The following is a 12,406-nucleotide window of genomic DNA, read 5'->3' on the forward strand; positions in this document are numbered from 1 at the left end:
CGGTGGACCTCTCGTACACGGATGAGGAGGAGGAGTTCCGGGCCCGGCTGCGGGAGTGGCTGGCCTCGGTGCTCCCCGGGCTGCCGGGGAAACCCGACCCCGGCGACTGGCCGGGACGGCGTGCGTACGACACCGGCTGGCAGCGGCTGCTGCACGACGCCGGCTACGCGGGCCTGCACTGGCCCGCCGACGCGGGCGGCCGGGGCGCCACCCCGACCCAGCACCTGATCTTCCTGGAGGAGACGGAGCGGGCCGGTGCGCCCTACGTCGGGGCGAACTTCGTCGGGCTGCTGCACGCCGGGCCCACCGTCGCCGCCGAGGGCACCCCCGCCCAGCGGGCCCGCTGGCTGCCGCCGGTGCTGCGCGGCGACGAGATCTGGTGCCAGGGCTTCAGTGAACCGGACGCGGGCTCCGACCTGGCCTCGCTGCGGACCCGTGCGGTGCGCGACGGCGACGACTACGTGGTCAGCGGGCAGAAGATCTGGACCTCGCACGCGGAGGTCGCGGACTGGTGCGAGCTGCTCGTGCGGACGGACCCGGCGGCACCCAGGCACCGGGGCATCAGCTGGCTGGCGATGCGGATGGACGCCCCCGGTGTCACCGTCCGGCCGCTGCGCACACTCGCCGGATCGACGGAGTTCGCCGAGATGTTCCTCGACGAGGTGCGGGTGCCCGTCTCGCACCGCGTCGGCGAGGAGAACGACGGCTGGCGGGTCACGATGGTCACGCTCTCCTTCGAGCGCGGCACGGCCTTCGTCGGCGAGGTCGTCGCCTGCCGCCGCACCCTGGACGCCCTGGCGGCAGAGGCGCGGCGCAGCGGGCGGTGGGACGACGCGGTGCTCCGCCGGAGGCTGGGCAGGCTGAACGCCGAGTTCCGGGCGCTGTGGCGGCTCACCCAGTGGAACGTCAGCGAGGCGCAGAGCACCGGCGGCGTGCCCGGCACCGGCGGCTCGGTCTTCAAGCTGCGCTACTCGCACGCCCGCCAGGAGCTGTACGAGGCGGCGGCCGAGGTGCTCGGCGCGGGCGACGCCCTCGACCTGGACCGGGAATGGGTACTGGACCGGCTCTCCTCGCTCTCGTACACGATCGCGGCCGGTACCTCGCAGATCCAGCGGAACATCGTCGCCGAGCGGATTCTCGGCCTGCCGAAGGGGCGGTGAGCGGACAGTGGACTTCCGGCTCTCGGAGGACCAGCGGGCCCTGCGGACGGGGATACGGGAACTGCTCGCCGGCCGGTTCGGCCGGGAGCGGATGCGGACCGCGCTCGACGGCGGCGGGGGTGTCGGCCGTGAGCTGTGGCGGGAGCTCGGCGCGGCCGGTCTCTTCGCGCTGCGGCTGCCGGGGACGGCGGGCGGTGTCGGGCTCGGTCTCCCCGAATCCGTACTGATGTTCGATGAGATCGGGCGGGCCCTGCTGCCGGGCCCGCTGGCCGCCACCCAGCTGGCCGCGGGCGCGGTGAAGGGGGCGGCCGAGGGCGAGGCCGTGGTGGCGCTGGCGGAGGCCGGGCGGCCGGTGGGCCACCTCGCCGACGCCGACGCGCTGCTGGTCCTGGACGGGGACCGGGCACGGGTGCTGACCGGCGGGGTGTTCCGGCAGGTCGTACGGGAGGCCCGCCCCGTACGGTCGCTGGACCCCGGCACCCCCCTGTGGCGGGTGCCCGACCTGGCCGCGCACGACGGCGAACCGCTGCCGGACGGGGCGCGGCTGCGCCGCGAGGGCGCCCTGCTGACCGCCGCCGAACAGCTCGGCAGCGCCGCCCGGAGCCTGGAGTCGGCGGTTCAACACGCCGGTGAACGTGAACAGTTCGGAGCGCCGATCGGGTCCTTCCAGGCGGTCAAGCATCTGTGCGCCGGAATGCTGGTGCGCGCCGAGACGGCCCGTACCGCCGTCTACGCGGCCGCCGTGACGGCCGACCCGGTGGAGATCGCCGGGGCCAAACTGCTCGCCGACGAGGCCGCCGTCGGCAACGCCCGCGACTGCCTCCAGGTGCACGGCGGTATGGGCTTCACCTGGGAGGCGGACGTCCATCTGCACCTCAAACGGGCCTGGCTGCGGTCCGGCCAGTGGCTGACGGCGGCGGACGCGGAGGAGGCTCTGGCCGCCGATCTGGCCTGAACCGGAGTGAGCGGGCGGCCGGTGCGTGCGCGGGACGCTACGAACCCCTGAGGTTCACGCTGCGGAGTGACGCAGTGCAGTCGGTACGCACCGATACCGGCTTGTGTCCTTTGCGTGATTCGTCACGGGGTGGAGTCGGCGCCGGGCTCGGGTACGCTCCGTTGGATGCGAGTGGTTCTGGAACCTGGCGATCCGGATGTGGCCTGTACGGCTGCTCCGGTCCGCGAGAGGTGCCCTGCTCGTGGACCACACGGAGGGGCCGGGCCTGCCGGGGAAGCGATTCCCGGGGTTCTCATGGTCTCCGGACGCCTCTGTTCGACTCTCCGCAACGTGCGTCGCACAGTATGCACTATGCGTACTCCTTCGCGCTGGAATATGCCCGAAGCGCTTGTTGCGGTGACTGTACGTCAACCATGCTGTCTCGTAGGGGAATCACGTTCCGTGACCCTGAGGAGGCGCGAGGCGATGTGTCCGCCGGTTCGGATGGTGTGAGCGGTGCAGGTGCTTCAGGTTCAGCTGGAGGTCGGGGCCGACCCCGCAGAGGTCGGGCGAGCCCGCAGATGGGCGCGTTCGCGGCTGGTCGGGTCCGGGATACGGGACGACGAGCCACTGGCGGAGACGCTCATCCTGCTGATCTCGGAGCTGGTCACCAACGCGGTCGTGCACACCGGCTGTCCGGCCGTGCTGCGCATGCTGTTCGGCTCGACGGGAGCGCCGGGCAGCGCCGGGACCGTACGGGTCGAGGTGGCCGACACCAGTTGCCGCCCGCCGCAGCAGCGGCACGCGGAGGGCGAGGACACCGGCGGCCGGGGCCTGGAGCTGGTCGACGGCCTGGCCGACCGCTGGGGCTGGCAGCCGGAGGGCGCCGGCAAGCGCATCTGGTGCGAGGTGGACCGGGGCATCCCGCTGATCCAGGTGCAGATGCAGTCCTGCGCCCAGGGCGCGGGCGCGCAGGGCCCCGTGCAGAGCCCCGTGCAGTGCGACACCGGCGGCTGTGACGCCGTCGCGCGCGAGGTGGGCGCCGCGCACGAGGCGTCGCACGCGGTCACCCATCGCGCGTAGGTCCGTCAGGAGCGCCGATTCCGTCGGTGCGGGGCCCGGCCCCGCACCGGCCCGGCCCGGCACCGCGTTGGTCCGGCCCCGCGCCGGCCCGGCTCCTCAGAGGACCGCGACCGGGGCGACCGGTGTGCCGGTGGCGCCGACGAAGGGCTCCGGCATGGCGGAGAGCAGGAAGCCGTAGCGGCCCGACTCCGCGCAGGCCGTGGACAACGCCTCCAGATTCCAGTTCTGGCCCTGGAGCATCCCCATCTCGACCAGATCCAGGGCGTGCACCCCCAGCCACAGGTCCTCGATCTCCGGCGGGAAGATCTCGAAGGTCAGCGTGTCATTGGCGACCGCGGCCACGTCCCGGGCGCGGAACCACTCGGGCGTCCGGATCGACAGACCCGGTGACGGGTAGCCGTACCCGTTCTTGTCCCCGGCCAGATAGACCTGCACCTGCCCGGTCCGTACGAGCACGATGTCGCCGGCCCGCACCCGGACCCCGGCCAGCTCCTCGGCCGCGTCCAGGTCCTCGGGGGTGACGGCGTGGCCGCCGGGCAGCCGGTCCACCCCGTGGGCGCGGGCCACGTCGAGCAGCACCCCGCGCGAGACGATGTGCGTGGCCTTGTCGATGCCGCTGAACCGCGCGCCGCCGTGCGCGGTGATGGTGTCGGCCGGGCGGCCGTTGTAGATCTTCCCCGAGTGCGAGACATGGGTGAGGGCGTCCCAGTGGGTGGCGGTCTGGAGGCTCAGGACCGCGCTGTCGTCGCTGGTGGCGACGGTGCCGGGGCCGAACAGCTCCTGGTTGATCTGGACCATGGTGTGCAGCGGATTGATCCGCCCCTGGATCAGCCCGCTCTGCACGCCGTCCTGCTGGAGCGGGAGCGCGAGCGGGATCCGCAGCCCGGTACGGACGGTGGCCGCCGCCTCCCGTACGACCTCGTCGGTGATGAGGTTGAGCGTCCCGATCTCGTCGTCCGCGCCCCAGCGGCCCCAGTTGTTCACGCGCTTGGCGATGTCGTGGAACTCGTCCGGCAGGGACATGGAGCCTCCTGGGGCTTGTGCCGGTGGACCTGATGACCCATAGAATCTAACGGTCCGTCAGAAACCGCGGGAAGGGGCCGGGCATGGGGAACTTCTTGGCAGGCAAAGTGGTGGCCGTCACGGGTGCCGGGCGTGGCATCGGGCGGGCCGTCGCGCTCGCCGCGGCGGCCGAGGGGGCGAGAGTCGTGGTCAACGACTACGGCGTCTCCATCGAGGGCGGCGAACCCGCCAGTGAGATAGCCGAGTCCGTCGTCAAGGAGATCGTGGCGGCGGGCGGCGAGGCGGTCGCGGTGGCGGACGACATCTCCACCATGGCCGGCGGGCAGCGGGTCGTGGACACCGCGCTGGCGCGGTTCGGGCGCCTCGACGGGGTGGTGTGCGTGGCCGGCATCCTGCGCGAACGGATGCTGTTCAACATGTCCGAGGAGGAGTGGGATCCCGTGATCGCCACCCACCTCAAGGGCACGTTCACCGTCTTCCGGGCCGCGTCCGCGGTGATGCGCAAGCAGGAGGGCGCGGGCACGCTGATCGGCTTCACCAGCGGCAACCACCAGGGGAGCGTGGCGCAGGCGAACTACAGCGCGGCGAAGGGCGGGATCATCTCGCTGGTCCGCAGCGCGGCGCTGGGCCTCAACAAGTACGGCGTCACGGCGAACGCGGTCGCGCCGGTGGCGCGTACCCGGATGTCCGCCAACGTCCCCATGGAACTCAAGGAGATCGGCGAGCCGGAGGACGTGGCGGCGCTCGTCGTCTACCTGCTCTCCGAGCGGGCCCGCGCGGAGAAGATCACCGGGCAGGTGTACACGATCGCGGGCCCGAAGATCGCGGTCTGGGCCCAGCCGAGGGAACTGCGCGCGGGGTACGCGGAGGGGGCGGCCTGGACCCCGGAACGCATCGCGGACTTCCTGCCGGGGACGGTGGGAACGGACCCGATGCCGATGCTGGCGCAGTTGGAGGCGATGGCGGAGGCGGCGCGGGCCGCGGCAGCGGGGGCCCGCCCGAACGCCTGACCGGGCCCCGGGCCCGGAAGCCGTGTTGGGGGGCCGCACTCAGCCCCTCCGGCGATTGAGGAGCGGGGGTTCGGGGGCGGAGCCCCCGGTTGCCGGGCGCGGGTGCGTTGCCGGGGCGCTGCCCCGGACCCCGGTCCTCAATCGCCGGACGGGCTGGATATGGGCCCCGAACCCCGGACGGGGCCGGGTGTGGGCCCCGAACCCCGGGCGGGGCTGGATATGGGCCCCGAACCCCGGGCGGGGCTGGATATGGGCCCCGAACCCCGGGCGGGGCTGGATATGGGGCCCGAACTCCGGACGGGGCCGGGTGTGGGGCCCCGAACCCCGGGCGGGGCCGGGTGTGGGCACCGAACCCCGGGCGGGGCCGGAGGCGGAACCCGCTCCCCGCACAACGCAGCGCTACATCATCGCCGAGCGCGTGCTCGGCCTACCGAGGGAGCCGAGATGAGAGGTGTCGTCTTCGACGGCAAGCGGACCGAGGTCGTCGATGATCTGGAGATACGTGATCCGGGTCCCGGCGAGGTGCTGGTCGCGGTGGCCGCGGCAGGCCTCTGCCACAGTGATCTGTCGGTGATCGACGGGACGATTCCGTTCCCGCTGCCGGTGGTGCTCGGGCACGAGGGCGCGGGCGTGGTGGAGGCGGTCGGCGCGGGCGTGAGCCATGTGGCGCCCGGTGACCACGTGTCGCTGTCCACGCTGGCCAGCTGCGGGGCCTGCGCGCAGTGCGACCGGGGCCGGCCGACGATGTGCCGCAAGGCGATCGGGATGCCGGGGCAGCCGTTCTCGCGGGGCGGGAAGCCGCTGTACCAGTTCGCGTCCAACTCGGCGTTCGCCGAACGGACCCTGGTCAAGGCCGTGCAGGCGGTGAAGATCCCCGCGGACCTGCCCCTCACCTCGGCGGCCCTGATCGGCTGCGGGGTGCTGACGGGAGTCGGAGCCGTACTGAACCGGGCCAGGGTCGACCGCGGCGAGAGCGTCGTCGTGATCGGCACCGGTGGCATCGGGCTCAACGTGATCCAGGGCGCGCGGATCGCCGGTGCGCTGACGATCGTCGCGGTCGACTCCAACCCGGAGAAGGAGGCGGTGGCCCGGCAGTTCGGCGCCACCCACTTCCTGACCTCGGCCGACGGCGTCAAGGAGATCCTGCCGCACGGCGCCGACCACGCCTTCGAGTGCGTGGGCCGCACCGAGCTGATCCGTACCGCGATCGACCTGCTGGACCGGCACGGCCAGGCGATCCTGCTGGGTGTGCCGGCGGCGACGGCCGAGGCGTCGTTCCTCGTCTCGTCGATGTACCTGGACAAGTCGATCCTGGGCTGCCGCTACGGCTCCTCGCGCCCGCAGCGCGACATCGCCCTGTACGCGGACCTGTACCGGGAGGGCCGGCTGCTGCTGGACGAACTCGTCACCGAGACCTACCCGGTGGAGGACTTCGCCAAGGCGGCGGACGACGCGCACCACGGGCGGGTGGCCCGGGGGGTACTGGTGTTCTGAGGGCGGGGAGGCCGCTCAGCAGCGGTCTCCCACCGTCGACCGGAACGTCCGGCGGTACATCGTCGGCGACACCCCCAGCGCCGCCTGGAGATGCTGCCGCAGCGAGGTGGGCGTGCCGAAGCCGGCGTCGCGGGCGACCTGGTCGATCGACAGGTCGGTGGACTCCAGCAGCTGACGGGCCCGTTCCACCCGCTGCTGGGTCAGCCACTGCACGGGGCTGATCCCGACCTCCTCGCGGAACCGCCGGGTGAAAGTCCGCACGCTCATCGACTCCTGCTGCGCCATGTCGCGCAGCAGGATCGGCCGTTCCAGCCGCCCGAGCGCCCAGGCCCGTGCGGTGGTCGTGCCGGCGATCTGGGCATCGGGGACCGGGCGCTTGATGTACTGCGCCTGGCCGCCGTCGCGGTGCGGCGGTACGACGATGCGCCGGGCGACGTCGTTGGCGACGGTGGTGCCGTGGTCCCGGCGCACGATGTGCAGGCAGAGGTCGATCCCGGCGGCGACCCCGGCGGACGTCAGGACGTCCCCGTCGTCGATGAACAGGACGTCGGGGTCGACCCGGACCGCCGGGAACAGCTTCTGGAAGTGGTCGGCGGACGACCAGTGCGTGGTGGCGGGGCGGCCGTCGAGGTATCCGGCGGCGGCGAGCACGTAGCCGCCGGTGCAGATGGAGACCATCCGGGTGCCGGGCCTGATGTACGCGAGCGCGGCGGCGAGTTCCTCGGTGAGCCGGCCCTCGGTGTGGACGGGGCCGAGTTCGTAGCTGGCGGGGATCACCACCGTGTCGGCGGTGGCGAGGGCCTCCGGGCCGTGCTCGACCGTGATCGTGAAGTCCGCGTCGGTGTGGACCCGGCCGGGCGGGCGGATCGAACACGTGACGACTTCGTAGAGTTTGTGGCCCAGGTTGAACGGCTCCATTCCGAAGGAACGGCCGAATATCCTTTGGGGGATGCCCAGTTCGAAGGGGATCAGCCCATCGAGGGCGAGGACGACGACTCGGTGTGGCACGGCGGACTCCCTTCACCACTAGCTGGTATAGACCATAAGCTGATACATGTCATCGGTGTGAAGGAAAAGTCAGCAGACCACGCATGCATTCCCGCCGCGGACAGTGAGAGCGCTTTGCGTGATTCGCCCCCCTTGGTGCCGTTGGCCGGGCTCTCGTCCCTGCCGCCCGAGTCGCCCCTGCCGCCCTTGCCCGTCGGGCCCGACCGGCTCTGGAACCGCAACTTCCGGCTCTTCTTCGTCGCCCGTACCGCGGCGCTCTTCGGCGACGGGATGATCCCGGTGGCCCTCACCGCGGGGCTGCTGGGGGCCGGGCGCCCGCACTCCTCCGTGGGGTACGCGCTGGCGGCCTGGATGGGACCGCTGGCGCTGTTCGTCCTCTTCGGCGGCGTGCTGGCGGACCGGTTCACCCCGCGCCGGATGATGATCATCGCCGACGCGCTGCGGCTGATCGGCGCCTCCGCGCTCGCGGTCTCCTTCGCGGTCGGCAACCCGCCGCTGTGGGCGGTGTACTCGCTGAGCGCGGTGGCCGGCGTGGGGGCGGCGCTCTTCCAGCCGGGGGTCGCCTCGACCGTGCCCCGGGTGTCCTCCGACGTACAGCGCGCCAACGCGGTGCTCCGCGTGTCCGAGGCGCTGATGACCATGGCGGGCCCGGCGTTCGCCGGTGTGCTCGTCGGGCTGGCCAGCGCCGGCGCGGTCTACGCGGCGAACGCCTCGACGTTCCTGGTCTCCGGCATCTGCCTCTTCCTGCTGCGGCTGGCCCCGGCCCCGTCGGACGACGCGAAGCGCGGCACGTTCGTCGCCGAGCTGGTCGACGGCTGGCACGAGTTCCGGGCGCGCAGCTGGCTCTGGGGCGTGATCGCGATCTGGACGGTGTACGGGTTCAGCGTGCTCGGCCCGATGCTCCCGCTGACCGCCGTCGAGGTCACCGAGGCGCACGGCTCGGGGGCGTACGGCGCGATGATGGCGGTGAACGGCGCGGGCAGCGTCGTCGGCGGCCTGCTCGCCCTGCGGCTGCGGCCGCGCCGTCCGCTGGCGGCGGGGGCCGTGGCGCTGACCGGGGTGTGCGTGAACCTTTTGGCGCTGGGGCTCGGGATGCCCGTGTTCGCGCTGGGGGTCGGTCAGTTCATCGCGGGCTCGGCGTTCGCGTTCTGGCTGGTGATGTGGTCGACGACCGTTCAGACACAGGTGCCGCCGGAGGCCCTGAACCGGCTGCACGCGTACGACGTGGCCGGATCGCTGCTGATGCTGGCGGCGGGCCGGGCGCTCGCGGGGCCGGTCGCCGACCGGGTGGGCGCACCGCAGGTGCTGCTGGCCGGAGCGGTCATCAACATTCTGGCGGTGGGCGTGCTGCTGGCGGCCCGGCCGATCCGCCGGCTGGAGCGGATCAGGTGACGGTGCGCGGACGACGTGCGTACCGGACCCGGTTCTTGGCGGCGGGGGCGGCCGTGGTGACGGTCGCGGCCGGGCTCGGCGTCCGTACCGTCGCGGACGGCGCTCTCGCCAAGTACGCCGGGGACGCGCTCTACACGGTGCTGATCTGCGCCCTCGTCGCGCTGTGCGCGCCCCGTGCCCGGCCGCTCACCGTGGCCGGTACGGGGCTGGTGCTCAGCTGGGCGGTCGAGCTGAGCCAGCTGACCGGGGTGCCCGCGGAACTGTCCCGGCACAGCGCGGTGGCGCGGCTGGTCCTGGGCTCGACGTTCAACGCGCCCGATCTGCTCTGGTACGCGGTGGGCGCGGCGGCGGCCTGGGGCGTGCACACCGCGGCGCCGGCTTCCCGCGCCCCCGGTCCCCGGACGTCCGCGTCCCGATGACCACCTGAGCCCGGCTCCCCGCGTGGCCCGATTCCTGCGAACAGTGTCCCTCCGGCCACTCGTGAGGGGGCCGCGGTGACGGGATGCTGACTGACGTGACCCAGACAACCGAAAGTGCCGCCCGGGATGCCCGCCGGCGGATCTCCCCCGAGGTGCGGCGCCGGCCGCGTATCCACCGGGCGTGGATCGTCGCCGCCGTCACCTTCGTGACCATCATCGGCGGCGCGGCCTTCAACTCCCTTCCCGGGCTGCTCATCGACCCGCTCCACACGGAGTTCGACTGGTCGCGCGGGGAGATCGGTCTCGCGGTCTCCATCGACATGGCGCTGTACGGGCTCACCGCGCCGTTCGCCGCGGCGCTGATGGACCGGTTCGGTATCCGCCGGGTCGTGGTCGTCGCGCTCGGCGCGGTCGCCGCCGGGGCGCTGGCCAGTGTCTGGATGACGGCGGCCTGGCAGCTGATGGTCTATTGGGGTGTGCTCGTCGGCCTCGGCAGCGGCTCGATGGCGATGGCCTTCTCCGCGACGGTCACCCACCGCTGGTTCGTCGCCCGGCGCGGCCTGGTCACCGGCATCCTCACCGCGGCGGGCGCCTCCGGTCAGCTGGTGTTCCTGCCGCTCTGCGCCTGGATCATCGACGCGCACGGCTGGCGCCCGGCCTCGGTGACCGTCGCCCTCGCGGCCCTGGTCGTCGTCCCGTTCGTCTGGCTCCTGATGCGCGACCACCCGGCGGACGTGGGCCTGGCCCCGTACGGCGGGGAGTACGTGGAGAAGCCCGCACCCGCGCGGGGCGCGGCGAGCCGGACCGTACGGGTGCTGTTCGACGCCGCCCGCACGGGACCGTTCTGGCTGCTGGCCGGCACCTTCGCGATCTGCGGCGCCTCGACCAACGGCCTGATCCGTACGCACTTCGTGCCCTCGGCGCACGACCACGGCATGCCCATCACCGCCGCGGCGTCACTCCTCGCGGTCATCGGGATCTTCGACATCATCGGCACGGTCTTCTCGGGCTGGCTCACCGACCGCTTCGACGCCCGGCGGCTGCTGGCCGTCTACTACGCCCTGCGCGGGATCTCGCTGCTGTTCCTGCCGATGCTGATGGCGCCGACCGTGCATCCGCCGATGGTCTTCTTCATCGTGTTCTACGGCCTGGACTGGGTCGCCACGGTCCCGCCGACCCTGGCCCTGTGCCGGGAGCAGTACGGCGAGGACAGCGCGATCGTCTTCGGCTGGGTCCTGGCCTCCCACCAGGTGGGTGCGGCGGTGGTGGCGTTCCTCGGCGGCGTGGCGCGGGACCGGTTCGGCTCGTACGACGTGGTCTGGTACGCGTCCGGGGCGCTGTGCGCGGTGGCGGCGCTGATGGCGCTGGTGATCCAGCGGGTCCGGCAGCCGTCGGACTCCGTCGTCCTGTGACCGGGGCCGCTCAGCGGCTGAAGCGGCCGAACGCCCCCTGGTGGAACAGCAGCGGACCGTCCCCGTCCCCGTCCCCGTTCCCGTCCGCCGCCCCCAGCGCCTCCACCCGCCCGACCACGATCAGGTGGTCGCCGCCGGTGTGGACGGCCTGGATGCGGCAGTCGACCCAGGCGGGCACGTTGTCCAGCAGCGGCGAACCCGTCGCGGGTGCGGGGGAGTGGGTCACCCCGGCGAACTTGTCGGCCCCGCTGACCGCGAAGGACCGGCACAGCGCGCCCTGTTCCGCCCCCAGGATGTTGACGCAGAAGGCCCCGGCGCGGGCGATGCGCGGCCAGGTCGTCGACGTACGGGCGACCATGAACGTGACCAGCGGCGGGTCCAGCGAGAGCGAGGCGAACGACTGGCAGGCGAAGCCGGCCGGACCGGCTGCGCCGTCGGTGGCGCTCGGATCGTGCGCGGTGACGATGGTGACCCCGCTCGCGAAGTGCCCGAGCACCCGCCGGAACTCGCCCGGATCGACGGGCAGCCGCTCGTCGTCCGCGACGGCTCGCAGGGACGGGCGCGGCAGCGGATCGACCGGCACCGGAGCGGCGGCCGTCGCGGCGCCGACGGACCTGAGGTAGCGGACTGCGGTCGCGGCCATTCCTGCGTGTCCCATCACCCCTCGATTAGACCTGACGGCATGTCAGATGGGAAGGGGTGCGGGATCGGCTCCCCACCTCGTCCGGGGCCGGCCGTACGCGCGGCCGTACACGGCCGGAGGGCGGCCCGGCACTGCGGAAGGCCGGATCTCCGGCACTTCGGCGCCCGGCGTCACGACGACACCTGGTTCCTCGATGGATACGCTGAGTTGCCGGATCCGGTGGAGCGGGAGGAGGCGTGAGATGACCAGTGCGCCCGGCTACGGCCAGGACATTGACTCCGAGCGTGCCCTGAAGTTCGCCGTGCAGCGGATCCGCGGGGACCGTGTGCAGATCATCGAGGGGATCATCGAGCACGGGGCACCGGCCTGGGACCACGAACGCGCCGCCCGAGTGGTTCGCCGGCAGATCGAGGAACGCGTCGACGGGCTGGGGTGCGTCGAAGGCTCCGGGAACCTGGACCTGCCCGGGTCCTCCAACTGGTACGTCCCCGACATCGCGGTGGTCCCCGAGGCACTCGCCCAAGGGGGCGGCGCTCTGCTCCCCGACCAGACGCTCCTGGTCGTGGAGGTCACGTCGGAGTCGAACGCGGAAACCGACCGGGTCGTGAAGCGCCGCCGGTACGCGGAGTACCGAGCGCCGCTGTACCTCCTCGTCGACCGGATCGAGGGCAGCGTGACCCTGTTCTCCGAGCCGGGTCACCTGGGCTACACCCGGGTGGACGGTCCGCACCCGTTCGGCGCGGTTCTGCGCCTTCCGGACCCGTTCGGCCTGGACCTGGACACCAGCGGGCTGTCACCCGCGTGAACCAGGCCCAGCGAGCCCAGCAC

The 12,406-nt window shown here is 72.7% G+C and carries 12 protein-coding genes; 9 read left to right on the forward strand and 3 right to left on the reverse strand.

The window, feature by feature from the left end; genetic code table 11:
* Positions 1-2 precede the first annotated feature (2 nt).
* From ACIO3R_RS17625 to ACIO3R_RS17635, 3 genes are all read left to right on the forward strand, one after another.
* On the forward strand, positions 3-1,160 hold the full coding sequence (locus ACIO3R_RS17625) for an acyl-CoA dehydrogenase (RefSeq protein ID WP_385346805.1): 1,158 nt from the start codon (positions 3-5) through the stop codon (positions 1,158-1,160).
* A gap of 7 nt (positions 1,161-1,167) precedes the next feature.
* Complete coding sequence (locus ACIO3R_RS17630) at positions 1,168-2,115, forward strand: acyl-CoA dehydrogenase family protein (protein WP_402106522.1); 948 nt, start codon at positions 1,168-1,170, stop codon at positions 2,113-2,115.
* Between the two features lie 495 nt (positions 2,116-2,610).
* The gene (locus ACIO3R_RS17635) at positions 2,611-3,177 is read left to right on the forward strand and encodes an ATP-binding protein (protein ID WP_385346809.1); all 567 of its coding nucleotides are present in this window, start codon (positions 2,611-2,613) and stop codon (positions 3,175-3,177) included.
* A gap of 96 nt (positions 3,178-3,273) precedes the next feature.
* On the opposite strand, the gene ACIO3R_RS17640 is transcribed toward ACIO3R_RS17635, so the two are convergent.
* Entirely contained in the window at positions 3,274-4,200 is a 927-nt protein-coding gene (locus tag ACIO3R_RS17640) for a cyclase family protein (RefSeq protein ID WP_385346811.1), read from the reverse strand.
* A gap of 83 nt (positions 4,201-4,283) precedes the next feature.
* Here ACIO3R_RS17640 and ACIO3R_RS17645 point away from each other — a divergent pair, with 83 nt between their 5' ends.
* Both ACIO3R_RS17645 and ACIO3R_RS17650 read left to right on the forward strand, forming a co-directional pair.
* Positions 4,284-5,210 carry an SDR family oxidoreductase gene (locus tag ACIO3R_RS17645; protein ID WP_385041065.1) on the forward strand — a complete coding sequence of 309 codons (927 nt, stop codon included), beginning with the start codon at positions 4,284-4,286 and terminating at the stop codon, positions 5,208-5,210.
* A 444-nt stretch (positions 5,211-5,654) separates the two neighbouring features.
* Positions 5,655-6,704 carry a Zn-dependent alcohol dehydrogenase gene (locus ACIO3R_RS17650; RefSeq protein WP_363024215.1) on the forward strand — a complete coding sequence of 350 codons (1,050 nt, stop codon included), beginning with the start codon at positions 5,655-5,657 and terminating at the stop codon, positions 6,702-6,704.
* A 15-nt stretch (positions 6,705-6,719) separates the two neighbouring features.
* Here the strand turns inward: ACIO3R_RS17650 and ACIO3R_RS17655 are convergent, their stop codons facing one another.
* The gene (locus ACIO3R_RS17655) at positions 6,720-7,712 is read right to left on the reverse strand and encodes a GlxA family transcriptional regulator (protein ID WP_385346813.1); all 993 of its coding nucleotides are present in this window, start codon (positions 7,710-7,712) and stop codon (positions 6,720-6,722) included.
* A gap of 114 nt (positions 7,713-7,826) precedes the next feature.
* On the opposite strand from ACIO3R_RS17655, the gene ACIO3R_RS17660 reads away from it, so the two are divergent.
* From ACIO3R_RS17660 to ACIO3R_RS17670, 3 genes are all read left to right on the forward strand, one after another.
* Complete coding sequence (locus tag ACIO3R_RS17660; RefSeq protein ID WP_402106524.1) at positions 7,827-9,104, forward strand: MFS transporter; 1,278 nt, start codon at positions 7,827-7,829, stop codon at positions 9,102-9,104.
* Between the two features lie 2 nt (positions 9,105-9,106).
* Positions 9,107-9,523, forward strand: a complete 417-nt coding sequence (locus ACIO3R_RS17665; protein WP_402106526.1) for a DUF2809 domain-containing protein — start codon at positions 9,107-9,109, stop codon at positions 9,521-9,523.
* An 83-nt stretch (positions 9,524-9,606) separates the two neighbouring features.
* Positions 9,607-10,935, forward strand: coding sequence for an MFS transporter (locus ACIO3R_RS17670; RefSeq protein ID WP_402106529.1), 1,329 nt, complete (start codon positions 9,607-9,609; stop codon positions 10,933-10,935).
* 10 nt (positions 10,936-10,945) lie between these two features.
* Here ACIO3R_RS17670 and ACIO3R_RS17675 read toward each other — a convergent pair whose 3' ends face one another.
* Positions 10,946-11,578: a flavin reductase family protein gene (locus ACIO3R_RS17675; protein WP_402106531.1), complete on the reverse strand. Its 633-nt coding sequence runs from the start codon at positions 11,576-11,578 to the stop codon at positions 10,946-10,948.
* A gap of 241 nt (positions 11,579-11,819) precedes the next feature.
* On the opposite strand from ACIO3R_RS17675, the gene ACIO3R_RS17680 reads away from it, so the two are divergent.
* On the forward strand, positions 11,820-12,383 hold the full coding sequence (locus tag ACIO3R_RS17680; protein WP_385031156.1) for a Uma2 family endonuclease: 564 nt from the start codon (positions 11,820-11,822) through the stop codon (positions 12,381-12,383).
* Positions 12,384-12,406 lie beyond the last annotated feature (23 nt).

This window comes from Streptomyces sp. NPDC087428, from assembly GCF_044744085.1.
GTDB lineage: Bacteria > Actinomycetota > Actinomycetes > Streptomycetales > Streptomycetaceae > Streptomyces.

What these genes read in the sequence shown, in the direction of transcription:
- ACIO3R_RS17640 (WP_385346811.1), bottom strand. Translation starts at nt 4,200, where the DNA reads ATGTCCCTGCCGGACGAGTTCCACGACATCGCCAAGCGCGTGAACAAC.
- ACIO3R_RS17645 (WP_385041065.1), top strand. Translation starts at nt 4,284, where the DNA reads ATGGGGAACTTCTTGGCAGGCAAAGTGGTGGCCGTCACGGGTGCCGGG.
- ACIO3R_RS17650 (WP_363024215.1), top strand. Translation starts at nt 5,655, where the DNA reads ATGAGAGGTGTCGTCTTCGACGGCAAGCGGACCGAGGTCGTCGATGAT.
- ACIO3R_RS17670 (WP_402106529.1), top strand. Translation starts at nt 9,607, where the DNA reads ATGCTGACTGACGTGACCCAGACAACCGAAAGTGCCGCCCGGGATGCC.
- ACIO3R_RS17675 (WP_402106531.1), bottom strand. Translation starts at nt 11,578, where the DNA reads ATGGCCGCGACCGCAGTCCGCTACCTCAGGTCCGTCGGCGCCGCGACG.
- ACIO3R_RS17680 (WP_385031156.1), top strand. Translation starts at nt 11,820, where the DNA reads ATGACCAGTGCGCCCGGCTACGGCCAGGACATTGACTCCGAGCGTGCC.